This is a genomic window from Brevibacterium sp., from assembly GCF_022712115.1.
Classification (GTDB): domain Bacteria; phylum Actinomycetota; class Actinomycetes; order Actinomycetales; family Brevibacteriaceae; genus Brevibacterium; species Brevibacterium salitolerans.
In genome coordinates, this window is sequence record NZ_JALAHB010000189.1 from 1 (window position 1) to 25,543 (window position 25,543).

Annotated in this window: 20 protein-coding genes; 13 read left to right on the plus strand and 7 right to left on the minus strand. The window is 71.2% G+C overall.

Features of this window, described 5'->3' with window-relative positions:
- The 3 genes from Q0A33_RS10570 to Q0A33_RS10580 all read left to right on the plus strand — a co-directional run.
- On the plus strand, window positions 1-1,277 hold a 1,277-nt coding region (locus tag Q0A33_RS10570), incomplete at its 5' end, for an aminotransferase class I/II-fold pyridoxal phosphate-dependent enzyme (protein ID WP_363316575.1).
- Between the two features lie 75 nt (window positions 1,278-1,352).
- On the plus strand, window positions 1,353-2,735 hold the full coding sequence (locus Q0A33_RS10575) for a dicarboxylate/amino acid:cation symporter (RefSeq protein WP_291796062.1): 1,383 nt from the start codon (window positions 1,353-1,355) through the stop codon (window positions 2,733-2,735).
- Window positions 2,736-2,773: 38 nt separating this feature from the next.
- Window positions 2,774-3,226, plus strand: coding sequence for a hypothetical protein (locus Q0A33_RS10580; protein WP_291796066.1), 453 nt, complete (start codon window positions 2,774-2,776; stop codon window positions 3,224-3,226).
- Window positions 3,227-3,301: 75 nt separating this feature from the next.
- Here the strand turns inward: Q0A33_RS10580 and Q0A33_RS10585 are convergent, their stop codons facing one another.
- From Q0A33_RS10585 to Q0A33_RS10595, 3 genes are read right to left on the minus strand one after another with little or no spacing between them, the layout of a single operon-like run.
- Window positions 3,302-4,165 carry a 3-hydroxybutyryl-CoA dehydrogenase gene (locus tag Q0A33_RS10585; protein WP_291796070.1) on the minus strand — a complete coding sequence of 288 codons (864 nt, stop codon included), beginning with the start codon at window positions 4,163-4,165 and terminating at the stop codon, window positions 3,302-3,304.
- A 32-nt stretch (window positions 4,166-4,197) separates the two neighbouring features.
- Window positions 4,198-4,689, minus strand: coding sequence for a peptide deformylase (gene def / locus Q0A33_RS10590; RefSeq protein ID WP_291796073.1), 492 nt, complete (start codon window positions 4,687-4,689; stop codon window positions 4,198-4,200).
- Window positions 4,682-8,083 carry a pyruvate carboxylase gene (locus Q0A33_RS10595; RefSeq protein WP_291796076.1) on the minus strand — a complete coding sequence of 1,134 codons (3,402 nt, stop codon included), beginning with the start codon at window positions 8,081-8,083 and terminating at the stop codon, window positions 4,682-4,684. The genes def and Q0A33_RS10595 overlap by 8 nt, the downstream gene beginning before the upstream one ends.
- A 173-nt stretch (window positions 8,084-8,256) precedes the next feature.
- On the opposite strand from Q0A33_RS10595, the gene Q0A33_RS10600 reads away from it, so the two are divergent.
- The 3 genes from Q0A33_RS10600 to Q0A33_RS10610 all read left to right on the plus strand — a co-directional run bounded on the left by Q0A33_RS10600 (window position 8,257) and on the right by Q0A33_RS10610 (window position 13,413).
- Entirely contained in the window at window positions 8,257-9,468 is a 1,212-nt protein-coding gene (locus Q0A33_RS10600; RefSeq protein WP_291796079.1) for an exonuclease SbcCD subunit D, read from the plus strand.
- Complete coding sequence (locus Q0A33_RS10605; RefSeq protein WP_291796083.1) at window positions 9,465-12,473, plus strand: SMC family ATPase; 3,009 nt, start codon at window positions 9,465-9,467, stop codon at window positions 12,471-12,473. Before Q0A33_RS10600 ends, Q0A33_RS10605 begins: the two co-directional genes overlap by 4 nt.
- A gap of 61 nt (window positions 12,474-12,534) precedes the next feature.
- The gene (locus Q0A33_RS10610) at window positions 12,535-13,413 is read left to right on the plus strand and encodes a ParA family protein (RefSeq protein WP_291796086.1); all 879 of its coding nucleotides are present in this window, start codon (window positions 12,535-12,537) and stop codon (window positions 13,411-13,413) included.
- A gap of 80 nt (window positions 13,414-13,493) precedes the next feature.
- Here the strand turns inward: Q0A33_RS10610 and Q0A33_RS10615 are convergent, their stop codons facing one another.
- Both Q0A33_RS10615 and Q0A33_RS10620 read right to left on the minus strand, forming a co-directional pair.
- Window positions 13,494-14,057, minus strand: coding sequence for a MerR family transcriptional regulator (locus tag Q0A33_RS10615; protein WP_291796118.1), 564 nt, complete (start codon window positions 14,055-14,057; stop codon window positions 13,494-13,496).
- 220 nt (window positions 14,058-14,277) lie between these two features.
- On the minus strand, window positions 14,278-14,979 hold the full coding sequence (locus Q0A33_RS10620) for a lysophospholipid acyltransferase family protein (RefSeq protein WP_291796089.1): 702 nt from the start codon (window positions 14,977-14,979) through the stop codon (window positions 14,278-14,280).
- 125 nt (window positions 14,980-15,104) lie between these two features.
- Between Q0A33_RS10620 and Q0A33_RS10625 the strand changes: the two genes are divergently transcribed.
- From Q0A33_RS10625 to Q0A33_RS10635, 3 genes are read left to right on the plus strand one after another with little or no spacing between them, the layout of a single operon-like run.
- Window positions 15,105-15,884 carry an alpha/beta fold hydrolase gene (locus tag Q0A33_RS10625; RefSeq protein WP_291796092.1) on the plus strand — a complete coding sequence of 260 codons (780 nt, stop codon included), beginning with the start codon at window positions 15,105-15,107 and terminating at the stop codon, window positions 15,882-15,884.
- Window positions 15,881-16,303 (plus strand): hypothetical protein, encoded by a 423-nt coding sequence (locus Q0A33_RS10630; RefSeq protein WP_291796095.1) that lies wholly within the window; start codon window positions 15,881-15,883, stop codon window positions 16,301-16,303. The genes Q0A33_RS10625 and Q0A33_RS10630 overlap by 4 nt, the downstream gene beginning before the upstream one ends.
- A 39-nt stretch (window positions 16,304-16,342) precedes the next feature.
- Window positions 16,343-18,082, plus strand: coding sequence for a DEDD exonuclease domain-containing protein (locus Q0A33_RS10635; protein WP_291796098.1), 1,740 nt, complete (start codon window positions 16,343-16,345; stop codon window positions 18,080-18,082).
- Here Q0A33_RS10635 and trpD read toward each other — a convergent pair.
- Complete coding sequence (gene trpD, locus Q0A33_RS10640) at window positions 18,069-19,115, minus strand: anthranilate phosphoribosyltransferase (protein WP_291796121.1); 1,047 nt, start codon at window positions 19,113-19,115, stop codon at window positions 18,069-18,071. The genes Q0A33_RS10635 and trpD overlap by 14 nt on opposite strands.
- 348 nt (window positions 19,116-19,463) lie before the next feature.
- Here trpD and Q0A33_RS10645 point away from each other — a divergent pair, with 348 nt between their 5' ends.
- From Q0A33_RS10645 to Q0A33_RS10660, 4 genes are read left to right on the plus strand one after another with little or no spacing between them, the layout of a single operon-like run.
- Window positions 19,464-20,060, plus strand: coding sequence for a heme-copper oxidase subunit III (locus Q0A33_RS10645; RefSeq protein ID WP_291796100.1), 597 nt, complete (start codon window positions 19,464-19,466; stop codon window positions 20,058-20,060).
- 49 nt (window positions 20,061-20,109) lie between these two features.
- Window positions 20,110-20,895 (plus strand): cytochrome c, encoded by a 786-nt coding sequence (locus Q0A33_RS10650; protein ID WP_291796103.1) that lies wholly within the window; start codon window positions 20,110-20,112, stop codon window positions 20,893-20,895.
- Window positions 20,896-20,941: 46 nt separating this feature from the next.
- Window positions 20,942-22,012, plus strand: a complete 1,071-nt coding sequence (locus Q0A33_RS10655) for a Rieske 2Fe-2S domain-containing protein (RefSeq protein ID WP_291796106.1) — start codon at window positions 20,942-20,944, stop codon at window positions 22,010-22,012.
- On the plus strand, window positions 22,009-23,643 hold the full coding sequence (locus Q0A33_RS10660; protein WP_291796109.1) for a ubiquinol-cytochrome c reductase cytochrome b subunit: 1,635 nt from the start codon (window positions 22,009-22,011) through the stop codon (window positions 23,641-23,643). Before Q0A33_RS10655 ends, Q0A33_RS10660 begins: the two co-directional genes overlap by 4 nt.
- Window positions 23,644-24,266: 623 nt before the next feature.
- Here Q0A33_RS10660 and Q0A33_RS10665 read toward each other — a convergent pair.
- Complete coding sequence (locus tag Q0A33_RS10665) at window positions 24,267-24,674, minus strand: HNH endonuclease signature motif containing protein (protein WP_291796112.1); 408 nt, start codon at window positions 24,672-24,674, stop codon at window positions 24,267-24,269.
- Window positions 24,675-25,543: the final 869 nt, after the last annotated feature.

Genomic DNA, 25,543 nt, shown 5'->3' on the forward strand with positions numbered 1-25,543 from the left:
CCGCCGCAGACCCCGCCTCACAGCTGGCCGCCGCGAGCGCCGAGTACGAACGCCTGGCCGCGGCCGGGCTCTCCCTCGACATCACCCGCGGCAAGCCCTCGGCCGCGCAGCTCGATCTCTCCGACGGCCTGCTCAGCTGCGTCGACGGTGAGAGCTTCCGTGCGGCGGACGGCACGGACACCCGCAACTACGGCGGAGCCGCGGGCCTGCGCGAGCTGCGGGAGATCTTCGCCCCGCTGCTGCAGGCGCCCGTGGACCAGCTCCTCGCTCAGGGCAACTCCTCGCTCACGCTCATGAAGGACGCGCTCACGTTCGCCCTGCTCCACGGGCGGCCGGACTCGCCCGCACCCTGGGCCGCCGAGGCCGGCCGCACCGGCGCGCCTCCCCGATTCCTGTGCCCGGTCCCCGGCTACGATCGGCACTTCGGCCTCGCGGAGGCTCTCGGGTTCGAGCTGGTGCCCGTGTCCGCGGACGCCGAGGGTCCGGACCCGGAGCAGGTGGCGGCACTCACAGCGGAGGATCCGAGCATCAAGGGCATCTGGCTCGTGCCGGTGCACTCCAACCCCACGGGGGTGTCGATCTCACCCGCACGCGCGCGCACGCTGCTGGCACTGGAGACGGCCGCACCGGACTTCACCGTGATGTGGGACAACGCCTACGCCCTCCACCACCTGCGCGAGCCGCACCCGGAGCCGGTGGACGTCCTCGCCCTCGCCGCTGAGGCCGGTCGCCCCGACAGGGTGCTCACCTTCGCCTCCACCTCCAAGATCACCCACGCCGGTGCCGGCGTGGCCTTCTTCGCCGCCTCGCCGACCATGACGGACTGGTTCCTCACCCACACCGGCGCCGGTTCGATCGGACCGGACAAGGTCAATCAGCTGCGCCACGCACGGTTCTTCGGCTCCAGCGAGGGCGTGCTCGCGCACATGCGACGTCATGCCGCCCTGCTCGCCCCCAAGTTCGCGGCGGTGGACGCGGTCTTCTCCCGCGTGCTGGGACCCGAGGACCTGGCCGCCTGGACGAATCCCGGCGGCGGCTACTTCATCACCCTCGCCGTCTCCCCCGGCACCGCGTCCCGCGTCGTCAAGCTCGCCGGGGAGGCCGGGGTCAAGCTCACTCCCGCGGGGGCCACGCATCCGTACGGCCTGGACCCGGATGACGCGATCATCCGCATCGCCCCGTCGATGCCGCCGCTGGAGGAGGTCGAGACAGCCGCAGAGGTGGTGGCCGCCTGCGTGCGGCTGGCGACTCTCGAAGCGCGGGCCTCGGGCGTCTGAGGCCCTGCGCGGCCGCCCTGTGACTTCCGCGTCATCTGGTTGAAATCTGGACCACCTGCGGCCTAGGCTCGCCCGGTGACTTCGTCGACCTCCGCCGCAGCGGCACAGCGCAGCAGCCGCAACCCCTTCGCCCTCGTCGCCCGGATCCCGTTCGGCTGGCAGGTCCTCGCGGGCCTCGTGCTCGGCGTGGTGCTGGGCCTCGTGGCCGCCTCGCTCGGCGAGGTCCCCGGTGCAGGCGAGGACGGCGGGCCCGGACCCAACGGCCTCACGCTCACGCTGGAGACGATCGGCTCGATCTTCGTGACGCTGCTCAAGGCGCTCGTCCCCCCGCTCATCTTCCTCGCGATCGTGAGCTCCATCGCGAACCTGCGGCAGGTGACGAACGCGGCCCGGCTCGCGTGGAAGACGCTGCTGTGGTTCGCGCTCACCTCGCTCATCGCCGTCGTCATCGGGATCGCACTGGGCCTCCTCACCAGCCCCGGCTCGCGCACCGGGGTGGACGCCTCGGCCGCAGAGGCCTCGCAGACGCAGGGCGGCTGGCTGGACTTCCTCGTGGGGCTCGTGCCCGCGAACTTCATCGGGCTCGAGGGCTCGGCCGGCGACGACGGCACCCTTGCCCTGAGCTTCAACGCCCTGCAGATCCTCGTCATCTCCATCGCCGTGGGCATCGCCGTGCTCAGCGTCGGGGAGAAGGCGGACCCGTTCCTGCGCTTCACCTCGTCCGCACTGGCGATCGTCCAGAAGCTCCTGTGGTGGGTCATCCGGCTCGCGCCCATCGGCACGGTGGGCCTCCTGGGCAATGCCGTGGCGAGCTACGGCTGGACGGCCATCGGCCAGCTGGGCGTCTTCACGGCGGACGTCTACATCGGCATGCTCGTCGTGGCGCTGGTCGTCTACCCCGTGCTCCTGCGCGTCTCCGGGCTCTCAGTCCGCTCCTTCCTCCGCGGCGTGTGGCCGGCGACGTCGCTGGGGTTCGTCTCCCGCAGCTCCCTGGGCACCATGCCGATGACGCAGACGGTGACCGAGCGCATGGGTGTGCCGGCGCACTACGCCTCGTTCGCAGTGCCGCTGGGCGCGACCACCAAGATGGACGGCTGCGCGGCGATCTACCCTTCGCTCGCGGCGATCTTCGTGGCGAACTTCTACGGCGTGCAGCTCACGTTCACGGACTATCTGCTCATCGTGCTGGTGTGCGTGCTCGGTTCTGCGGCCACCGCCGGCATGACGGGGGCGACCGTCATGCTCACCCTCACCCTCTCCACGCTGGGCCTCCCCCTCGAGGGTGTGGGCCTGCTGCTGGCGATCGACCCGATCCTCGACATGGGCCGGACGGCGCTCAATGTCACCGGGCAGTCGCTCGTCGCGGTGATCGTAGCAGCGCGCGAGAAGATCCTCGACCGCGAGGCCTATGCGGCGGCGGCGCAGCGCGCCTTCGCTGAGGAGACGCCCGGGCGCTGAGCGGAGGGCGCCCGGCCGCGCCGAGGTACCGTGGTTTCATGGACGACGATCACGCGCGGACCCACCTCGTCCGGATGTTCCCCGACTACGCCGACTCCGTGCTCTGGCTGGACGGGCCGGTCGACTACGGCGAGTCCGGCCTCTCGGAACAGCTCGTGGCGGATCTGCGGGAGTGGGAGGAGGCCTGCTATGCCTCACCCACCCGGCGCGACGTGCAGCAGACGCAGAGCCTGGCCCGCCGGGTCGCGGCGGAGCTCGGATCGCGGTTCGCGGTCGAGTACGACGCCGCGGAGGACACGGACGACGTGCGCCGCGTCTCGTCGGCCCGACCTGCACTGAACGTCGAGGCGGAGGCCGCATTCCTCGCCCGGGCCGAGGACGCGGTCCGGGCTCAGGAACGACTGACCGCACTCAAGGACGAACCAGGGGACGGTACGGGCTGGTCCGCCGTCGCTCCGCTCACCGGCGCGGAGTACCGGCCGCGGAAATGAGCAGCGGCCCGGGGCATCCACGATGTCCCGGGCCGCTCGTGAGCCGCCGTCACCGGCGGCTCCGCTCGGTTCAGCTCACTTCTTCGCGTAGTCGTAGAAGCCCCGGCCGGACTTCACGCCCAGCAGGCCTGCATCCACCATGCGGGAGAGGAGCACCGGCGGCTTCGAGGCGGGATCGCCCGTCTCCTCGTAGATGCTCTGCCCCACGAAGAGGCAGGTGTCCAGGCCCACGCGGTCCGCCAGCGCGATCGGCCCCATCGGATGCGCGCAGCCGTTGACCATGCCGAGGTCCACGTCCTCCTTGCTCGCCTGCCCGGACTCCACCATGCGGATGGCGGAGAACAGGAAGGGGATGAGCAGGGCGTTGACCACGAAGCCCGGGCGGTCCTGCGCCCGGATCGTCACCTTGCCCAGCACCTCCTTCGCGAACGCCTCGATCGTGTCCACCACGGCGGGATCGGTGAGTGCGGAGACCACGAGCTCCACGAGCGGCTGCACCGGCGCCGGATTGAAGAAGTGGATGCCCAGCACCCGCTCCGGCCGGTTCGTGGACTGTGCGAAGCGCACGATCGGCATCGACGAGGTGTTCGAGGCGAGGATCGCCTCCTCGTCCTTCACGATGGCGTCGAGCTCCGCGAAGATCACCTTCTTGATCTCCTCGTTCTCGCTCGCCGCCTCGATGACGAGCTGGCAGTCCGCGAGGTCAGCGAGCTCCGTCGTGAAGGTGAGACGCGACAGCGCCGCGTCACGGTCCTCGGCGGTGATCTTGCCGCGTTCGGCACCGCGGTCCAGGCTCTTCGTGATGCGGGTCCGGCCCGCCTCCACGGCCTCCGTGCTGATGTCGCGCACGACCACGCTGAGGCCGGCACGGGCGAGGACCTCGGCGATGCCGGATCCCATGAGTCCGGAGCCCACGACTCCGGCGCGTTCGATCATCATGTGCGTATCCCTCTCGTCTTCCCTCAGGCCGCTCAGAACCAGTCGGCCTGGCGGATGGCCCGCAGCGCCTCCCGGCGCCGCTCCTTGGGCAGCTTCTCGACGTACACGGTGCCGTCGAGGTGGTCCGTCTCGTGCTGGAGCATCTGGGCGAACACGCCCTCACCCTCGACACGAATCTCCTCGCCGCGCACGTCCTGACCCGTGACCGCCGCGTACTCCCACCGGGGCATGGGGAACCACAGGCCGGGGACGGACAGGCAGCCCTCGTCGATGTCCCGGAGCTCTCCCCCGGTCTCCACGACGACCGGGTTGACCACGTGGCCCACCCGCCCGTCCAGGTGGTAGGCGAAGATCCTGCGCGACACGCCGATCTGCGGCGCCGCCACCGCCGCCCGTCCCTCCGGGGCGGCGGTGGCGGCGAGGTCGTCCACGAGCGCGGCCAGCGCGGCGTCGAACTCCGTGACCGGCGTGCAGACGGTGCGCAGCACCGGATCGCCGTAGCGGCGGATGGACCTCTCAGGCATCGATGACCGCGACCAGGTCGCCGCCCTCCAGCTGCTGCACCGGTCCGATCGCCAGCCGGGCGACCGTGCCGTCGATCTGGGCGGTGATGGAGGCTTCCATCTTCATCGCTTCGATCGTCGCGACGGTCTGGCCGGCCTTGACGGCATCGCCCACGGCCACCTGGAGGGTGACGACGCCGGCGAACGGGCTGGCCACGTGGCCGGGGTTGTCCGCATCCGCCTTCTCCGCGGTGGCGACGTCGACCTTGACGGACCGGTCGCGCACGGAGATGGGACGCAGCTGCCCGTTGAGCGTGCACATGATGGTGCGCATGCCGCGCTCGTCCGCCGGGCCTGCCGCCTGGATGCCCAGGAGCAGCGACTTGCCCTTGTCGATCTGCACCGAGTGCTCCTCGCCCTCCTCCATGCCGTAGAGGTAGAGCTGCGTGTCCAGGACGGAGAGGTCCCCGTAGGACTCCCGCATCCGCGTGAACTCCTTGGTGGGCTGCGGGAACAGGAGCCGGTTGAGCGTCTCCTGACGCTCGCGGCCGGACTTCTCCAGCAGCGCGGCGTCCGCGGGATCGAGGTCCGCCTCGGGTGCCTTGTGCGTGCGGCCCGCCAGTGCCTTGGTGCGGAACGGCTCCGGCCAGCCGCCCGGGGGGTCGCCCAGGTCACCGGAGAGGAAGCCGACGACGGAGTCCGGGACGTCGAAGCGCTCCGGGTGCTCCTCGAACTCCGCGGGATCCGCGCCCACGGCCACGAGATGCAGGGCCAGATCGCCCACGACCTTGGACGACGGCGTGACCTTCACGAGGTGGCCAAGGAGGCGGTCCGCGGCCTCGTACATGGCCTCGATCTCCTCGAACTTCTCCCCCAGGCCCAGCGCGACGGCCTGCTGCCGGAGGTTGGAGAGCTGCCCGCCCGGGATCTCGTGACGGTACACGCGGCCCGTGGGGCCCGGCAGACCGGACTCGAAGGGCTTGTAGACGTTGCGAACGGCCTCCCAGTACGGCTCGAGGTCCGAGACGGCGGAGAGGCTGAGCCCCGTGTCGCGGTCCGTGTGCTCCAGTGCCGCCACGAGTGCGGACAGGGAGGGCTGGCTCGTGGTGCCGGACATCGCCGCACTCGCCGCGTCCACGGCGTCAGCTCCCGCAGCCGAGGCCGCCATGAGCGTGGCGAGCTGACCGCCGGCAGTGTCATGGGTGTGGACGTGAACGGGCAGGTCGAAGTTCTCGCGCAGCGCCGTGACGAGCTTGGCCGCGGCCGCCGGGCGCAGCAGGCCCGCCATGTCCTTGATGGCCAGCACGTGGGCGCCGGCGGAGACGATCTGCTCGGCAAGCCGGAGGTAGTAGTCGAGGGTGTAGAGCTCCTCCGCCGGGTTGAGGAGGTCCGAGGTGTAGCACAGGGCCACCTCCGCGACCGCGCTGCCGGTCCCGCGGACGGCCTCGATCGCCGGGCGCATCTGGGAGACGTCGTTGAGAGCGTCGAAGATGCGGAAGATGTCGATGCCGGACTCCGCCGCCTCCGCCACGAATGCGTCCGTCACCTGCGTGGGGTACGGCGTGTAGCCCACGGTGTTGCGGCCGCGCAGCAGCATCTGCAGGTTGATGTTGGGGATCGCGGCGCGCAGCTTCTCCAGCCGCTCCCACGGGTCCTCGCCCAGGAAGCGCAGCGCCACGTCGTAGGTGGCGCCGCCCCAGGCCTCCACACTCAGCAGCTCCGGGGTGAGGCGGGAGATGTGCTCCGCCGGTGCGAGCAGGTCCCGCGTCCGCACGCGCGTGGCGAGCAGGGACTGGTGCGCGTCGCGGAACGTCGTGTCCGTGACGGCGAGGGCCGTCTGCGCGCGCAGGGCCTTCGCCCAGCCCTCCGGGCCGAGCTCCTGCAGCTTCTGCCGGGAGCCGGCCGGGGCCTCGGGCACCCCGCTCAGCGAGGGCAGCTTGACCGCGGGGTCGATGCTCAGCGGCGCCGAGCCGTGGGGCCGGTTGACCGTCACGTCCGCGAGGTAGTCGAGGATCTTGGAGCCGCGGTCCGCGCCGGAGCGCGCGTCCAGCAGCGCCGGGTGGTCGTCGATGAAGGTGGTGGCGAGGTCTCCCGCGCGGAACTGCGGCTCGTCGAGGACGGCCTTGAGGAAGCCGATGTTCGAGGCCACTCCGCGGATCCGGAACTCCGCCAGGGCGCGGCGGGCGCGGTCGACCGCCTGCTCGAAGGTGCGGCCGCGGGTGGTGCACTTCACCAGCATGGAGTCGAAGTGCGCGGAGACCTCCGCCCCCGCGTAGGCGGTGCCGCCGTCCAGGCGCACGCCCGCGCCCCCCGCGGAGCGGTAGGCGGTGATGGTGCCGGTGTCCGGGCGGAACGAGTTCGCCGGGTCCTCGGTCGTAATGCGGCACTGGAGCGCCGCGCCCTTGATCCGGACCTCCTCCTGGGAGAGGCCGGCCTCCTCGAGCGAGAGGCCCGAGGCGATGAGGAGCTGGGACTGGACGAGGTCCACGTCCGTGATCTCCTCCGTCACGGTGTGCTCGACCTGGATGCGCGGGTTCATCTCGATGAAGGCGTGCTTGCCGGCGCGGGGGCCGTCCGTCTCGAGCAGGAACTCGACGGTGCCCGCGTTCTGGTAGCCGATCTCCTTCGCGAAGCGCAGCGCATCGCTGCGCAGGGCCTCGGCCACGGCCGGATCCAGGTTGGGGGCCGGTGCGATCTCCACGACCTTCTGGTGGCGGCGCTGGATGGAGCAGTCGCGCTCGAACAGGTGGATCATATTCGAGTCGTTGTCCGCGAGCACCTGCACCTCGATGTGGCGCGGGCGCTGGACGGCCTGCTCGATGAAGACGGTGGGATCGCCGAACGCGCCCTCCGCCTCGCGCATCGCGGCCTTGAGCGCCTCGACGAGCGCGTCCGCGTCGTCCACGCGGCGCATGCCGCGGCCGCCGCCGCCGGCGACGGCCTTGACGAAGCGCGGGTACTCCATCTCCGCGGCCTGGGCCAGCAGCTCGTCGATGCCCGCCGACGGACGGGGGGAGGCGAGGGTGGGGACGCCGGCGCGGCGCGCGGCGTCGAGGGCCTGGACCTTGTTGCCGGCCATCTCGAGGACGTCCGCCTGGGGGCCCACGAAGGTGATGCCGGCCTCGGCGCAGGCACGGGCCAGCTCCGGGTTCTCGGACAGGAAGCCGTAGCCGGGATAGACCGCGTCCGCTCCCGACTCCCGGGCGACCCGCATGATCTCGCCGACGTCGAGGTACGCACGCACCGGGTGGCCGACGGCGCCGATCTGGTAGGCCTCGTCCGCCTTCAGGCGATGTTCGGAATTGCGGTCCTCGTAGGGGAACACCGCAACGGTCTCCGCACCCAGCTCATAGGCTGCGCGGAATGCGCGGACCGCGATCTCACCGCGGTTGGCGACTAGCACCTTTCGGAACATTCGAACTCGTTTCTCTCCGGTCGCCGCGCGGTCGCACGGCGCACTTCAGCGGAACAGGACCACTGTACAAGTGGGCTGGGACACTCACTGTGCCGGGGTCCACAGACCGGGGGACGCCCGTGTCGGCTCCCGCCCGAGCCCCTGTGTCCGCGGCCTCCGCTAGGGTTCCGGCCATGCGGATCCTCCACACCTCCGACTGGCACCTCGGCCGGCGCATCCACGGCTTCGACGTCGGTGACGCGCACGCCCGCTTCCTCGACTGGCTCGTCCCCCTGGTGGCGGAGCGCGGGATCGACGCCGTCCTCGTCTCCGGCGACGTGTACGACCGGGCGATCCCCCATCCGGACGCCCTGGACCTGTGGGACCGCGCGACGGCTGAGCTGCTGGCGACGGGCACCCGGCTCATCGCCACGAGCGGCAACCACGACTCCTTCATCCGGCTCGGGGTGGGGCGCCGTCAGCTGGAGGCCGCCGGACTCCACCTGCGCACCCGGCTGAGCGACATCGACCGCCCCGTGCGGCTGGGCTACGACGGCCGCATGCTGTCCCCGGACGATCCCGCACCGGGGGTGTCCGTCCACGGCATCCCCTATCTCGAGCCCGCGCTCGTGTGGGAGCGCATGGGCGCGCCTGCGCGCACGCACACAGCGGTGCTCGGCGCGGCCATGGACCGGATCCGCGCCGTGCACGCGGAGCGCGAGGCCGCCGGCCTTCCCGCGGATCGCAGGGTCGTCCTCGCCCACGCCTTCGTCACGGGCTCCGTGTCCAGCGAGTCGGAGCGGGACATCTCCGTGGGCGGGGTGGGTGCGGCACCGCTGGCCGTCTTCGCGGACTGCGACTACGCGGCGCTGGGCCACGTCCACCGTCCGCAGGACCTCGCACCCGGGGTGCGCTACTCGGGCTCCCCGCTGCCGTTCTCCTTCGGCGAGAGCGGGCAGACCAAACGGGTGCTGGAGGTCGAGTTCTCCGGCCCGGACCGGGAGCCGGCCGTCATGGAGCACCCGATCCCGGAGTTCGTGCGGCTGCGCACGCTCACGGGTCCGCTCGAAGCCGTCCTGGGCGAGGCCGCCGGACACCAGGACGCGCTGGTGAGCGCGGAGCTCACGGACGCCCGGCGGGTCCCGGGCGCGCTGGAGCGCCTGCGCCGGGCCTTCCCCGGATTCGTCCGCATGACGTGGAAGGGTCTGTCCGAGCCGGCCGCGCCGCGCCCTGCCCTCACCGCGGCCGCGGCTGCCCGCCGGACGGACCGGCAGGTCTTCGAGGAGTTCCACCGCGCGCAGCGGGGCGCGGCGGCGCCGGCGCACGCGGTAGAGCGCTTCGAGTCCGCACTCGTGACCGTCCTCAGCCAGTCCGAGACCGCGGCCGGCGCACGGGGGCGCGGATGAGACCCCACATTCTCGAGATCGAGGGATTCGGCCCCTTCTCCGATCTGCAGCGCATCGACTTCGACGCCGCGGGAGAGGACGGGATCTTCCTCATCGCCGGCCCCACGGGAGCGGGGAAGACCACGCTCCTCGACGCCCTCTGCTTCGCCCTCTACAACACCGTCCCCGGAGCCCGCGGAGCCGCCCGGGAGCTCCGCTCCGCGCTGGCGCCGCCGCACACGCCCACCCGCGTCCGGCTGGAGTTCTCCGTGCGCGGCAGGCGGTTCCGGGTCGAGCGTTCGCCGCAGTACGCGCGTCCCCGCAAGCGGGGCACGGGGACCACCGTGCAGGCCCACAGGGTGGCGCTGAGCGAACGGGTCGACGGCGAGTGGAACGGGATCGGCCGCACGGCGCAGGAGGTGCAGTCGTTCCTGCAGGATCTCCTCGGCCTCACCGGTGAGCAGTTCACCAAGCTCATCCTGCTCCCCCAGGGCGAGTTCGCGGCCTTCCTCCACGCCGACCCCGGCGAGCGGGAGGGGATCCTCACCCGTCTCTTCGCCACCGAGCACTTCGCGGAGGTGGAGAAGGCCCTCGCCGCCCGCGCCACCGAGGCCCGCCGCCACACCCAGACCGCCGAGGAGAGACGCCGGTTCCAGATGGAGCGCGCCTCCCGCACCTCCTGGGAGGAGCTGCCCCTCCCCCGTGCGGGAGCCGCGGAGCTCACGGACCTGCTCGCCCACCTCGGCACGGCCGCCGTCGTCGCACGGGAGGCCTGCGAGGTCCGCGCCCACAGCGCCGCACTCGCGCAGGAGCTGGCGGACCGGACCTCCGAGGACGCCGCGGCTCTGCGGCAGCGTGCCGAGGACCGCACCGCCCTCCGGGAGCTCGAGGACGCCCGCAGGGAGTGGGAGGCGGGCGAGAATGCGCGGAGGGAGACCGCGCAGCAGCTGCGGCGCGCCCGGGCAGCCGCGCCCCTGCTCCGCCTCCGAGACGAGGCCCGCAGCGCCGGGCGCCTCGCGGAGACCGCCGGTGCGCAACGCGAGCGGGCGCGCCGCAGGCTCGCGGACGCGCTGCCGGAGGACCGCTCTCCCGAGTCCGTCACCGCCGAGGCTCTCACCCGTGCGCGCTCCGCCCTCACGGAGGCCCACACACGCATGGAGCGCACCGCCGCGCTCTCCGCCGCCGCAGCGCGGGCGGAGGCCGCGGCGGAGCAGGCACAGGCGGAGCATGCGGCGGCACAGACCGCCCTCCGGACGGCGGAGGAGGAGCTCGCCGCCTCTCGCAGCGCGCTCGAGGACGCCGAGAGCGGGATCGAGGCGACCGAGTCCGCCCCGGAGCGGACGGAGACGCTGCGCGGGCAGCGGGAGGCGCTCCGCGCGGCAGCTGAGGCCGCGGCGGAGAAGGAGGTCGCGCAGCAGGAGTACGCGACGGCCGCCGCGGAGGCCGAGGAGGCCGCCTCCGCGCTCGTGCACCTGCGCCGGGAGATCCGGCTCAGCCTGGCCGGCCGGCTCGCACAGACGCTCATCGACGACGAGGAGTGCCCCGTCTGCGGCAGCCGCGCGCACCCGGCGCCGGCGCAGCTGCCGCCCCGCTCCCCCTCCGCGGAGCAGGAGGAGGCCGCCGAGGCCGCCGAGCGGGGCGCGCGGGAGCGCCTCGCCGCCGCTCGCACCCGCTTCGAGGCGGCCGAGACCGCACTGGCCGCCCGGCAGGAGAAGGCCTCCGCGCTCGATCCGGACGCCCTGGAGCGCGAATGGGCCGAGGTCCGGGCGGAGATGTCGAGGCGGGAGGAGCTGCTCGAGGCGCGGCGCGTCCTGCGGACACGGGTGAAGGAGTGCGCCGCCCGAGCCGAGGCCCTCCGCACCGCTCACACGCGGACGGAGGCCGCACACGCCTCCGCCCGCACGGCGGCCGCGGAGGCCCGCGCGCGGGCGGACCAGGCCTCGGAGGCCCCGGAGGAGACGCCGGAGAGCCTCACGGACCTGGGGATGGAGATGCCGCGGACCGCGGAGGCCGCCGCCCGGCTCCTGCGCGTCCTCGACGATCTGGAGGCCCTGCACCGGGCCTGGACGGAGGCGGAGGAGTCCGCGCGAACGGCGGAGCGGGAGCGCTCGCTCAGGCGGAGGGACCTCGCTGAGGCGCTCGGGGACTCGCCTTTCGCGGACGAGGAGGATCTCGCCGCTGCCGCCGCTCTCCCGCTCTCCCGGCTGGAGGCGGACGTGACACAGGCACAGACGAACGCCGCCCGGCTGCAGGACCGCGCGGCGTCGCCACAGGTGCGGCGCGCGCTCGAGGACCCGCTCGGCGACGAGGAGCTCGCCGCGCGGGCGGCCGCCGCGGCCTCGACAGCACAGGACTGGCGGGAGCGAGCGGAGGAGGCCCGGAACCTCGCCGCGATCGCCGGTTCCGCCGCCGGGCAGGCCCGGGCCTCGCGCCGGGAGGCGGAGGCCGCGCGCGGCGACGAGGAGGCGCAGCTGCGGGAGTGGCTCGCGGACATCGACCTCGCGGAGCTCGTCCAGGGCACCAGCCGGGACGCCGCCCAGCGCATGTCCCTGTCGTCGTTCGCACTCACCGCCGCATTCGCCGAGGTCGCGGCCCAGGCCTCGGAGCGGCTGCTGGCGATGACCGCGGGCAGGTACCGCCTCGAGCACGCACTCGCCCAGGGGCCCCGGGAGAAGCGCGCCGGGCTGGGGCTGCGGGTCGTCGACACCTTCACGGACGAATCGCGCGATCCCCGCACCCTCTCCGGCGGTGAGAGCTTCATGGCCGCCCTCGCACTGGCCCTCGGCCTTGCGGACACGGTCCGCGCCTCGAGTGCGGGCGCGGAGATGGAGACGCTGTTCCTCGACGAGGGATTCGGCACACTGGACCCCGACGCGCTCGCGGACGTGCTGGCCGTGCTGGACGGCCTGCGCAGCGGCGGACGGACGATCGGCATCATCTCGCACGTGAGCGAGCTCCGTCAGACGCTGCCGACCCGCCTCCTCGTGACCCCGGGACCGGGCGGATCCGTCGTCACGGCACGGTAGGAGGCAGACACAGCGCACCTCGTCCACGGAATGGGCCTCCTCATCCGCTACGGTAGATGCCGTGCTCGTCATCAGTGTCTCCAGCCTCAAGGGAGGCGTCGGGAAGACTTCGGTCGCGCTCGGCCTCGCCTCCGCCGCGTACAACCGCGGCCTGCCCACCCTCGTCGTCGACATGGACCCGCAGGCGGATGCCTCGACGGGCCTTGACGTGCCGGTGACGACGCCGCTCGACGTCGCAGACGTGCTGGCCGCGCCCAAGACGAAGATCATCACCCAGGCGATCGTGCCCTCGGGCTGGTCCGGGGACGCCAAGGGCGCCCTCGACGTCATCCCGGGCAGCCCCCGCGCGGCGGAGTTCGACAGGCCGACGCTCTCCGAGCGCTACCTGCGCAGGCTCAGCGAGGCACTCACCGCGATCGCCGACGACTACCGCGTGGTGATCATCGACTGCCCGCCCTCCATGAACGGCCTCACCCGTGCCGCCTGGATGGCGAGCCAGCGGGTGGCCGTCGTGACGGAGCCCGGTCTGTTCTCTGTGGCCGCCGCGGACCGTGCGCTGCGGGCGATCGCGGAGCTGCGCCGGCGCGGGGCGCCGGACCTCCAGCCGCTGGGCATCGTGCCCAACCGCGTGCGCACCAAGTCCCGCGAGCACGAGTACCGCATCGAGGAGATGCGCGACATGTTCGGTCCCCTGGTCCTCAGCCCACCGATCCCGGAGCGCACCGTGCTCCAGCAGGCGCAGGGCTCGGCCCGCCCCATCCACGCCTGGCCCGGAAAGGTCGCAGGCGAGCTGGCGGGGGCCTTCGACGCCCTCCTGGACAGGGCCCTGCGGACCTCGGCCATGCGCAAACGCCGGGAGAGCGGGACCGCCGCGGCCGGAGCCGGCGAGCAGCCCCCGCAGCCTCCGCAGAGCCCGCCGCCGAGCCCCACGGCTCCCTGACGACGCCGTTCCCCGACGAAGACACAGCAGGAGGCCGGAACCGCTCCCCCGGTTCCGGCCTCCTGCTGTGTGTGCGGGCCTCAGCCCGCGTTGCGGGAGCTGCGCTCCCTGCGCGCCGCGAGCTCGTCCAGGGCCGCCGGCGGGATCTCGTCCGCGGGCCGCTCGCTCGGCAGCTCCGAGAGCGTGCCCTGGACCTCGCGCCACACGTGTCCCACCGCGATGCCGAAGACGCCCTGTCCGCCCTGGACCAGGTCGATGACCTCGTCCGCGTTCGTGCAGGCGAAGACGCTCGAGCCGTCGCTCATGAGGGTGATCTGGGAGAGCTCCTCCACGCCCTGATCCTGCAGGTGGCTCACCGCCACGCGGATCTGCTGGAGGGAGACGCCCGCGTCGAGCAGGCGCTTGACGATCTTCACGACGAGCACGTCGCGGAAGCTGTAGAGACGCTGTGAGCCGGAGCCGGTCGCCGCACGGATCGAGGGGACCACGAGCTCGGTGCGAGCCCAGTAGTCGAGCTGGCGATAGGTGATGCCGACGACCTTGCACACGGTGGGTCCGCGGTAGCCGGCCTCGTCGTCGAGGTCCGGGATGTCGTCGTCGAACAGCAGTCCCTGCGTCGATCGCAGCAGGGAGCGGTCCTGCATCTGTTCCTGTTCAGAGCGGTTCACACCGACTCCTCCTTTACACCCCAGGGGGAAGCTGGGCGTGAGCGAGGCCTTGGGTGCAGTCGATTCTACACCCGCCTGCGCGGCACACCGGGGTAACGGGCACATACAGAAGCTACGCACCGGGGCGACCGCATGCACGGACCCTCCCGGTAACGATTTCGGCGTGTCGCCGTTACCGCAGTAATCGAACATCACCTCATCCGCCCGGCCGCTCGGCGGTCAGCAGGCGCGCCCTGGCGTGGGCGGCGTAGGAGGGGACGTACTCCTGTCCGGACAGCCGCATGATCTCGTCCATGACGGCGTCGGTGGTCCGCCGCAGGGCGAACCGGTCGTGCGCCGCGGTGGGGTCCGGGCCGCCCAGGTGTAGGGGCTCCCCCACGATTACACCCACTCGCCGCAGCCGCGGGAGGAGCGCCCCGGCCGGCCGCAGCCTGTCGGTGCCGACCACCGCGACCGGCACCACGGGCGCACCCGTGGCCAGTGCCAGCCTGGCGGCCCCGGTCCTGCCGCGGTGCAGCCTGCCGTCCGGGCTCCGCGTGCCCTCGGGGTAGATGCCGAGCACGCCTCCCTCCTCGAGCACCTTCCGGCCCATGCCGAGCGAGGCCTCGGCACCGGCGCCCCCGCTGCGATCCATGGGGAGCTGCCCGGTCGCGAGGAAGAAGCGCCGGACGAGGGCGCCGCGCAGCCCGGGCCGCCGGAAGTACTCGTCCTTCGCCAGATAGACCACCCGGCGGGGCAGCGCCAGCGGCACGAAGACGGAGTCCATGAAGGAGAGGTGGTTCGCGACCACGATCGCGGGGCCGGCCTCGGGCAGGTTGTCCACCCCGCGTGCCCACGGCCGGAACAGGACCCTGAGCACGGGGCCTGCGAGCACATGCTTGAGGAACCAGTAGAGCACCGCCGGCCCGTCCCTTCCGTTCGAACGTCAGCGGCCCCCGCGGACGTACGGCGGGACCGCGTTCTCACAGTACAACGAGCAGCTTCCCACGAGCGGGCCGCGCCCGCGTGTGGGAAGCTGGTGGCATGATGGATCCCCATTCGCCGTGGCTGAGGGAGGGTGCCGCCGAGGCGCCCGCGGTGCTCCTGCTCCACGGCTTCACCGGCTCCCCCGGGGCCTTCCTCTCCCTCGCGGACGAGTTCGCGCGCGATCCCGGCCCGGGCCTCCCCGGGATCACCGTAAGCGTCCCCCTGCTGCCCGGGCACGGCGGGACCTGGCAGGAGCTCGCGCGCACGGGCTGGGACGACTGGCTCGGCGCCGCCCTCACCGAGTACGACCGCCTCGCCGCCGCACATCCGGCCGTTGTGGTCGCAGGGCTCTCGATGGGCGGAGCGCTGGCGTGCGCGCTCGGGGTCGAGCGCGATCCGGCCGCACTCGTGCTGGTGAACCCCGCGCTCCGCATCGACTCCCCGCTCGCACCGCTCCTGCCCGTGCTCGGGCGGGTGGTGCCGAGCATCCCGGCGATCGGCGACGACATCGCCATGCCCGGAGTGAGCGAGCACGCAGGCGACCGCACGCCGCTGGCCGCACTGCGGAGCTTCCACGCGGCCCTCCCCGGCCTGTGCGACCGCCTGTGGGCCATCCGCGCGCCGGTCACCTGCTGCCTCTCCGGCGCGGACTCCGTGGTCTCCCCGCGGAGCCATCGCATCCTCCGCAGCCGTCTCACCGCACCGCTGACCACGGTGCCCCTGCGGCGCAGCAGGCACGTCGCCACCGTGGACTACGACGCCCCCGTCATCGCGGACCGGATCCGGCGGGCACTCGGGCAGGCCGTCGCCTCCGGCGCGCCGGGAGGCGGGGCATGAGCGGCCGGGAGGAGCGCGAGCCGGACGACCGGGACGACCGCGAGGACCCAGAGGCCCTCCCGGAGGCGGAGAGGATCGCGGACGCGGAGTGGCAGGCCTTCGTCGCGGAGCTCCGCGGACAGACTGCGGCCGTGCCCGAGGTCAGCCCCGAGGAGATCCGGGACGTGCTCGACGACGAGGACTGGTCGCCCCCGGAGCCGGAGCCCGTCGGCTGGCGCACCGCCTCCCCCACCCTGGTGCTCGGGCTCGTGGGCGCACTGGGCGGTCTGCTCGCGCTGCTGCTCGGTGCGGTCTTCCTGCGTCCCCTGCCGGGCTGGGCGCTGCTGGCGCTGCTCACCGTCACCCTGGCCTCGGCCGCGGTGCTCTTCACCCGCCTCCCCGGGTCGCGGAACCCCGAGGCCGACGGCGGGGAGGTCTGAGCCGGTTCCCGCGTCCGTGCCGCGTGGCACCATGAGCGCATGCCGTTCGACCGCACCCACACGCACACCCGCACCGGCCAGCTCTCGCTGTCGGACCTCGGCACACCCCTGCACACGGTCGACTTCGTCGTCGTCGACCTCGAGACCACCGGCGCCTCCAACGGCGCGGACGACATCACCGAGGTGGGCGCCGTCCGCGTGCGCGGAGGCGAGGTGCAGGGCGAGTTCCAGACGCTCGTGAAGCCGGAGCGCACGGCCATCACCCCCTTCGTCAGCAGGCTCACGGGCATCACGAATGCGATGGTCGCGGACGCCCCTCCGCTGACCTCCGTGCTCCCCGCCTTCCTGGAGTTCGCCTCCGGTGCCGTGCTCGTGGCGCACAACGCGCCGTTCGACATCGGCTTCCTGCGCCGCGCCTGCGCCCACCTGGACTACCCCTGGCCCGCCCCGCAGGTCCTGGACACCGTCACCCTCGCCCGGCGGCTGCTCCCCCGCTCGGAGGTGCCCAACCACAAGCTCAGCACCCTCGCGGCACACTTCCGCGCCCGCGTCTCACCGGACCACCGCGCGCTCGCAGATGCCCGCGCCACCGTGGACGTGCTCCACGGCCTGTTCGAGATCTGCGGCTCCCACGGGATCGAGACGCTCGAGGACCTCGGCACCGTCCGCGCGGCCGGCTGGGCGAAGCGGAGGAGGAAGACCCACCTGGCGGACGGGCTCCCGCACGCGCCTGGCGTCTACACGTTCCTCGACGGCTCCCGCCGGGTGCTCTACATCGGATCCAGCCGCGATCTCCGGCAGCGCGTGCGCTCCTACTTCACCGCCGGGGAGACGCGGGGCCGCATGACGGAGATGGTGACCGCCGCCCAGGAGGTGAGTCCGCTGGTCTGCGCTACGGAGCTGGAGGCGCGGGTGCGGGAGGTCCGCCTCATCGGCGAGCTCGACCCGCCCTACAACCGGCGGTCGCGGCAGCCGCAGCGACGCCACTGGATCGTGCTCACCCGGGAGGCGTTCGCGCGGCTCTCCGTCGTGCGGACGCTCACCCCGGCCCACGAGGAGGCGGAGACGGTGCTGGGACCCTTCCGCTCGCAGAAGCGGGCCACGGTGGTGAAGCGCCTCCTCGAACAGGTCTTCCCGCTCAAGACGTGCACCGCCCACGTCGGATCCGCCTCCTTCGCACCGTGCGCCGCGGCGCAGGTCGGGCGCTGTCACGGCCCGTGCGCGGGGCAGACGGACGCGCAGGCCTACACGGAGGCGCTCGCGGAGCTGCACGGCCTCTTCACCGGGGACGCGCACGGCTTCCTCCGCGCGGCCGGGGAACGGATCGGCGCGCTCGCGGGCGAGCAGCGCTATGAGGCCGCCGCAGAGGTCCGGGACGCCGTGGAGGCTCTGCTCGCCACCGCTGCCGCCGAGGAGGCCCGCACGTGCCTGCGTGCGGTGCCGGAGCTCGCCGCCGCCTCACCCCGGGACGGGGGCGGCTGGGACATCGCCGTCATCCGGCACGGCCGGCTCGCGGCCGCAGGCACCAGCCCGCAGGCGGCGGGAGTGCCCCGCACAGCCGCCGCGCTCAGCAGCTCGGCGGAGTACGTCCCGGTTTGGGAGCGCACGGCACCCCACACGTGGGAGGAGGAGACCGATCTGCTGCTGGCATGGCTGGGCGCCGGACGAACCCGGGCGGTCACGGCCGCCCGGGCATGGGAGCAACCGGCGGCGGGCTTCGCACATGCTCGCGCGGAGTGGCCCGCCGCAGCCAGGCCGGGAGCGGTCAGGACTCCGTGAGACGCCGCGAGGCCTCGATCATGGCGTCCAGCTTCGCCGCCGCGGCGCCGGAGTCCAGTGCGGCCTCTGCGCGCCGCAGGGCGGCGGTGAGCCGCTCCTCCAGCGGCGCCTCCGCCGCTGAGCCCGCCGCCACGAGGGCCGCGGCGGCGTTGAGCAGCACCACCTCGCGGACCGGCCCGCGCTCGCCGGCCAGGGTCGCGCGCATGACGGAGGCGTTGTAGGCCGGGTCCCCTCCCCGCAGATCCTCCTTGGTCACCCGCGCCAGGCCCAGGTCCCGGGCGTCCACGGTGTGCTCCGTCACCGCGCCGTCACGCACCTCCCAGACGTCCGTGGGGGCGGTCGTGGAGAACTCGTCGAGGCCGTCGCGGGAGCGGAACACCAGCGCGGAATCGCCCCGGGCGGCGAGCACGCCGGCCACGAGGGGCGCCATCGCGGGGTCTGCGACGCCCACCGCCGTGGCCCGGGTGCGGGCCGGATTGGTGAGCGGGCCGAGGATGTTGAACGCGGAGGGCACGGCGATCTGCTTGCGCACCGGGGCGATGAAGCGCATGGACGGGTGGTAGACGTTGGCGAAGGCGAAGGCCATGCCCACCTCGTCGGCCAGGGCGACGGACTGTTCCGGCGTGAGGTCGAGCGTGAGACCGAGGACTTCGAGGACGTCCGCCGACCCGGAGGCCGAGGAGGTCGCCCTGTTCCCGTGCTTGACGAGGCGCTGGCCGGTCGCGGCGATGACGAAGGAGGCGGTCGAGGAGATGTTGACCGTCTTCGCCCTGTCGCCGCCGGTGCCGACGATGTCGACGGCGTCGGAGAGGCCCGGCAGCGGGACCGCGTGGTCCAGCATGGCCCGCACGAGGCCGGAGATCTCCTCCACCGTCTCGCCCTTGCCGTGGTGCGCCACGAGGAACGCGGCCATCGTCACGTCCGGCACCTCGCCGGACATGATGGCGTCCATCGCCCAGGCCGCCGTCGCCTCGTCCATGTGCCTGCCCGCCATGAGGCCCACGAGCAGATCCGGCCATTCGCGGACGCCCACGAGGACGTCGCCCTCCGTTCCGTGGGCGGGAGAGTGGACGAGGCCGTTGTCGGCGGCGGAGGAGACGGGCACGGGAGCACTCCCTCGTGATCGGTGATCTGGCGTGTGCCGAAAGGCACTGCGCCAGCCTATACAAGCGGGCGACACACCGAGTGCGGGGCCCCGGCGAAACTTTTCTCACAGATCTCACAGGCTCGCGATCCGCGTCAGCATGCGGGTTCTTCCTACACGCTGTAGAAGAAGAGGCCCGCGCTACCTGTGCGGAAGGTGAAATCCCCCTGCAAACCGGGTAATAATGGGGGCGTGTCAACCGTAGCTGCATCCTCCTCAGCGCCAGTTCATCCCTCGGTGAACCGGCCAGATTCGACGACCGTGGGGTTCATCGTCTGGCTGGCAAGCGAGCTGATGTTCTTTGCCGCGCTCTTTGCCATGTACTTCACCATCCGGTCGGTCGTACCCGACCAGTGGGCGACCGAGACCGCGAAGCTCGACATCCCCTACGCGCTGGTGAACACCCTCATCCTCGTGTCCTCGTCCTTCACCTGCCAGATCGGCGTGTGGAAGGCGGAGCACAAGTTCCAGCCGGCACGCACCGGCAGCCTGCTCAACGTGAAGTCGTGGGGCATGATCGAGTGGTTCTACCTCACCTTCCTGCTCGGTTCGGTGTTCGTCGCCGGCCAGATCATGGAGTACGCGACCCTCGTCTCCCACGGCATCGCCATCAACTCGAACGGGTACGGCTCCGTGTTCTACATGACCACGGGCTTCCACGGCCTCCACGTGATCGGCGGCCTCATCGCCTTCCTCTTCGTGATCGGACGTGCCTACGGCGCCAAGCGCTTCGGACACCGTGAGGCGACCTTCGCGACCTGCGTGTCCTACTACTGGCACTTCGTCGACGTGGTGTGGGTGGGCCTCTTCGCGGTCATCTACATCCTCAAGTGACCCGGCTCGTCACACGCCAAACGAAGACGCATCAGAAAAGGACCTCACAGTGAAGCTTCTCGCCACACGCCGCCGCCACCCGATGGCTCTCGTCGTACTGCTCCTGGTGGGCCTGCTCCTGACGGGCGGCGCCTACGCCCTCTTCTCCAGCAGCACCACCGCGAAGGCGGACGAGTACAGCGCAGCTGACATCGAGAAGGGCAACAAGCTCTTCGTGACGAACTGCGCCACCTGCCACGGCATCAATGCCGAGGGCACGGAGAACGGCCCCAGCCTCATCGGCGTCGGCGCCGCAGCCGTCGACTTCCAGGTGGGGACCGGCCGTATGCCGCTGCAGATGCACGGCCCGCAGGCACAGGTCAAGGCGCCGCAGTTCTCCGACGAGGAGATCTCGCAGATGGCCGGCTTCGTCGCCTCGCTGGGCCCCGGCCCGGCCGTGCCGGAGGAGGAGTACCTCAACACGGCCGAGGGCGACGCGGCGGCGGGCGGCGGGCTCTTCCGCACCAACTGCGCCATGTGCCACAACGTCGTGGGCGCCGGCGGCGCGCTGACGCGCGGCAAGTACGCCCCCAACCTCTCCGAGGTCTCCGAGAAGCACCTCTACGAGGCCATGCAGACCGGCCCGCAGAACATGCCCATGTTCAACGACGCCAACCTCTCCCCCGAGGAGAAGCGCGACGTCGTCACCTACATCCGCGAGGTCTCCGAGGAGACCTCCCCGGGTGGCTTCAAGCTCGGTTCGCTGGGCCCCGTCTCCGAGGGACTCTTCATCTGGTTCTTCGGTCTCGCGTCCGTCATCGGCATCACCGTCTGGCTGACTGCCCGCTCCAAGTGAGCACAACGACTTCACCATCCGTTACGAGTTATAGACGAGGAAGCGAATGACCTCGATAGAGCACAGCGGCGGCACCGGCGCGCAGCTCGACGAGCTGAACGGGTTCCAGAACCCGGGGTTCGGCGAGCACAAGCCCCGCATCACTGACAGCGATCCCGCTGCCGAGCGCACAGCGGAGCGCCAGATCGCCGCGTGGTTCATCCTCTCGATGATCGGAACCGTCTGGTTCATCGTCGCCTACTTCCTGTTCCCCGTGGGCGAGACCCTCACACAGGTCCGCCTCCACAACACGGCGATCGGGCTCGGGGCAGCGGCGGCCCTGTTCGGCATCGGCATCGGCATCGTGCTCTGGGCGAAGAACCTGATCACGGACGTCGAGGTCGTCGAGGACCGGCATGACATCGCCGGCTCCGAGGAGGACCAGGCGATCGCCCTGGAGATCATCGACCAGGCGAAGAACGAGTCCGGCATCGCACGCCGGTCCCTCCTCCGCAACACGCTCATCGCGGCCGTGGCAATCGCGCCGCTGCCTGCGATCCTCGTGTTCCGCGATCTGGGCCCGCTCCCCGGTGACGCGCTCTTCAAAACCCTGTGGGGCCCCGGCGTCCGCCTCTGCAAGGACATCGGCATGATCCCCAGCGCCGAGGAGCTGCACCCCATCAAGGCCTCCGAGGTCACGATCGGCTCCGCGTTCCACGTCATCCCGGAGAACCTGGTCCAGGAGGATCCGCACGCCGCGGACGCCTTCCACGGTCTCGACGAGAAGGCGAAGGCCGCCGTCCTCCTCATGCGGATCGACCCGCGTGAGCTCAACACGGACCCGGAGCGCGAGGACTGGGGCGTCGACGGCATCGTCGCGTACTCGAAGATCTGCACGCACGTCGGCTGCCCCGTCGCGCTGTACGAGCACCAGACGCACCACCTGCTGTGCCCCTGCCACCAGTCGACCTTCGACGTCACCAACCACTGCAAGGTCATTTTCGGACCCGCCAAGCGGCCGCTGCCCCAGCTGCCCATCGAGGTGGACGACGAGGGATACCTCGTCGCGAAGTCCGACTTCACCGAGCCTGTGGGTCCGACCTTCTGGGAGATCAACACGAGGGAGACCAGCGCATGAGCCTCGCGACACAGCAGCCCACCACCGCCATCGGCAAGACCGCCGCATGGACGGAGCAGCGCACCGGGGCTTCCGTTGCCGTCCGCGAGTTCGGCCGCAAGATCTTCCCCGCGCACTGGTCGTTCATGCTCGGCGAGGTCGCGCTCTACAGCTTCATCGTCCTCGTCCTGAGCGGCACGTTCCTCACCTTCTGGTTCAAGCCGGCCATGGCCGAGGTCGTCTACCACGGCCCCTTCACCCCGCTCTACGGGATGGAGATCTCCGAGGCCTATCAGTCGACGCTCGAGATCTCGTTCGAGATCCGCGGCGGACTCTTCATCCGGCAGATGCACCACTGGGCGGCGCTGCTGTTCATGGCCGCGCTGTCCATCCACGCGCTGCGCATCTTCTTCACCGGTGCCTTCCGCAAGCCGCGTGAGCTCAACTGGCTCGTGGGCGTCGCCCTCGTGGCGATGGGCATGGCTGCCGGCTTCACCGGCTACTCGCTGCCGGACGACCTGCTCTCCGGCAACGGCCTCCGCATCATCGACGGCATCCTCAAGTCACTGCCGCTCGTGGGCACGTACATCTCGTTCTTCCTCTTCGGAGGCGAGTTCCCCGGCATCGACATCGTGTCCCGGCTGTACACGCTCCACATCATGATCGTGCCGGCGGTGCTCATCGCGCTCATCGGCATCCACCTCATGTTCGTGGTCATCCACAAGCACACGCAGTGGCCCGGTGCCGGACACACGGAGAAGAACGTCGTGGGCGAGCCCGTGCTCCCCACCTTCGCCGCAAAGGGCGGCGGCTTCTTCTTCATGATCTTCGGTCTGCTGGCGCTGATCTCCGGTCTGTTCACGATCAACCCGATCTGGAACTACGGTCCCTACGACCCCTCCCCCGTCTCCGCGGGCACCCAGCCCGACTGGTACATCGGCTGGGCGGACGGCATCCTCCGACTCATGCCGGGCTGGATGGAGTTCTACATCTTCGGGTACCCGATCAGCCTCAACATCAACATCGCCGTGGTCATCATGGGCGTCTTCTTCGGTGCGATGGCTCTGTGGCCGTTCCTCGAGTCCTGGCTGACCAAGGACACGCGCGAGCACCACATCCTCGACCGACCGCGCAACGCCCCCACCCGCACCGGGTTCGGCGTGGCCGCAATCGTCTGGTACTGCGTGATGTGGGCCGGCGCCTCGGGCGACCTCGTGGCGGTGTTCTTCCACATGTCGCTCAACGACATGATCTACATCTTCCGCGTGCTCTTCTTCGTCGGACCGGTCATCGCGTTCTTCCTCACGCGCCGGATCTGCATGAGCCTGCAGCGGAAGGACCGTGAGCTCGTCCTCCACGGGCACGAGTCCGGACAGGTCATCCGCCTTCCGCACGGTGAGTTCCAGGAGCGCCACACGGCCCTCACGCCGCAGGAGATGTGGAAGCTGACCGCGTTCGAGGCTCCCGCGCCGCTCCCGGCGCAGCCCGGCAAGGACGGCAAGATCAGCCGCGGTGAGCGCATCCGCGCTCGCATGGCCAAGGCGTTCTACGAGGACCGCGTCACCCCGGTGACGAAGGCCGAGCTGGATGCGGCCCACCACGACCACCACGAGGTCGAGGGCGGCAGCCACTCCGAGCAGCTGGAGAAGTGATCCTCAGGCGCTGACGGGACGCATGTCCCAGGTATGACACAGACCGAGGCCCGGCGGGATGGAAACATCCCGCCGGGCCGCGGGCTGTTCATGGTCAGATTCACGCGGCGCCACGGGGCGGTGCGGTGCTTGAAAGCGGCTACGCAGAAGAGGGCTGGGAACGGAAGGCGGGAATCGTGTCAGAACGGGGGTGCTTCGTCCTGTCTCCAGATCGCAGGCCGGGTGCTGGCACTCTGCGCACCGGTGTCGTCGGTGCGGCGCGACTCAGCACCGCTCCCACCCATTGTTGCATGCACTACGGCTACTCCCGGATTCCCGAGGCTCGGTTCAGTGATCCCGACTAGCCCAGTGCCCGCAGCCACACCAGCAGCCGCACCAGCAGCCGTGGTCGTACCCGCCGCGTTTGCCTCGACTGACGGACTGCTCTGTCGCGCTGACGTGCTCTCGTCCGCAACGCCGCTGTCGTGTTTTCTCCCGTGGAGCAGGCTCTGGAGCTGTACCGCTGCCTGCACCTCATAAGGACTGGGCGGGGCAAGAGTCACGGATTCCCGTCCCAAGGGCCCCGACCACCGGCTCACACCCCCGCCGTCCTTCTTCACGGTCAAGAGGCCTTGGGTCTTGAGCTAGTGGCACGGCTGACACAACGGCTGCAGGTTCTCCGGAACTGTGAGTCCACCCTGGGTGGGCAGGAGATGGTTGAAGGGCAGGATGTGATCAGCCTGGCAACGCAGCGCGGTCCGTGTGCAGCCGGGTGCTGCGCACTGCTTGTGCTTCGCGGTCACTGTGCGGCGGACGTTGGCCGGGATGGTGTAGGTCTGTGCGGTCTCATCCAGGACGGTGCCGGTGAGGGGGTCGGTGAGGATCCGGTAGAGCACCGACTGCGTCGAAACGATCTGACGGGCAGCGTCGGCAGGGATGGGTGCGAGACCAGTGAGTTCGGCAGGCACCTCCCCGGCCGGGACCTCTCCCGTTGAGGCCTCTCCGGTCGAGGTGGGTGAAGTGAGGAGGTGGAGGACGGGCACGGTGACCATGACCGTGGCCTGCTGGGAAAGCCACTCACCCTCAGTCGGACACTGCACCCGCACAAGCGGCGGCAACACGGCCTCGACGGGCTGTCCCGCGGGAGACCCAGGTGTAGGCACACTCCTCCCCGCGGCTGGGGGTGGGGTTCTCTCCGTGGTTGTGGGTTCTGGGGCGCTTTCACCTGTCAATATCGGGTCTGACCGCGGCTGTTGCGCTTTCTGCTGGTGCCGTGGTGTCGTTACTGCTGGTGGGGGTGGCAGGCGTCGTCTCCGGGAATCAGCGATCACCAGCGCATGAGCAGCAGTGATCGTGCCGGGCCGGGCACGATCACCCTGGAGTGGCACATGCACCACAGCATAGGTCTCTATCGGTGGGCCACCAGCAGGGTTGGTGAGCCGGATCCGGCGTTTCTCCACCACCGGCGGCAGAGACCCTTCCGGTGAAGACTGCAGGGAGGGTGAGGCCAGTGCAGAGTGCCTGCCGTCAGCGCAAGCAACGGTCGCGGCTCTCCCCTCACCGCCACCGGCGCAGTCGCCGATACCTCCGGCCGGCGTGGTAGCGCGTACAGCTTCCGTTCCCGCACACGTAGCAGTGCGTGTGCAGTCGGGTGCGTGAATGTCGAGGGGCACATAGGTTGCCGGTGCTGCCAATGCCGCGAGATCGAACATGAGCTGATCAAGAGTCCGCTCCTCCACAACCACAGCCTCCGGCAGAACCCCCTCAACAGCCGCCGAACCGGACACCGGACCAGACGCAGCAGCAGCACCAGCACCAGCGTCAGCACCAGTGTCGGTGTCGGTGGTGAGTGCCTGGAAACGCCCGGCACGGATTGCCCGTGCCGTGGCCTGAAGGCGCTGATAATACGGCTCCAGTACCG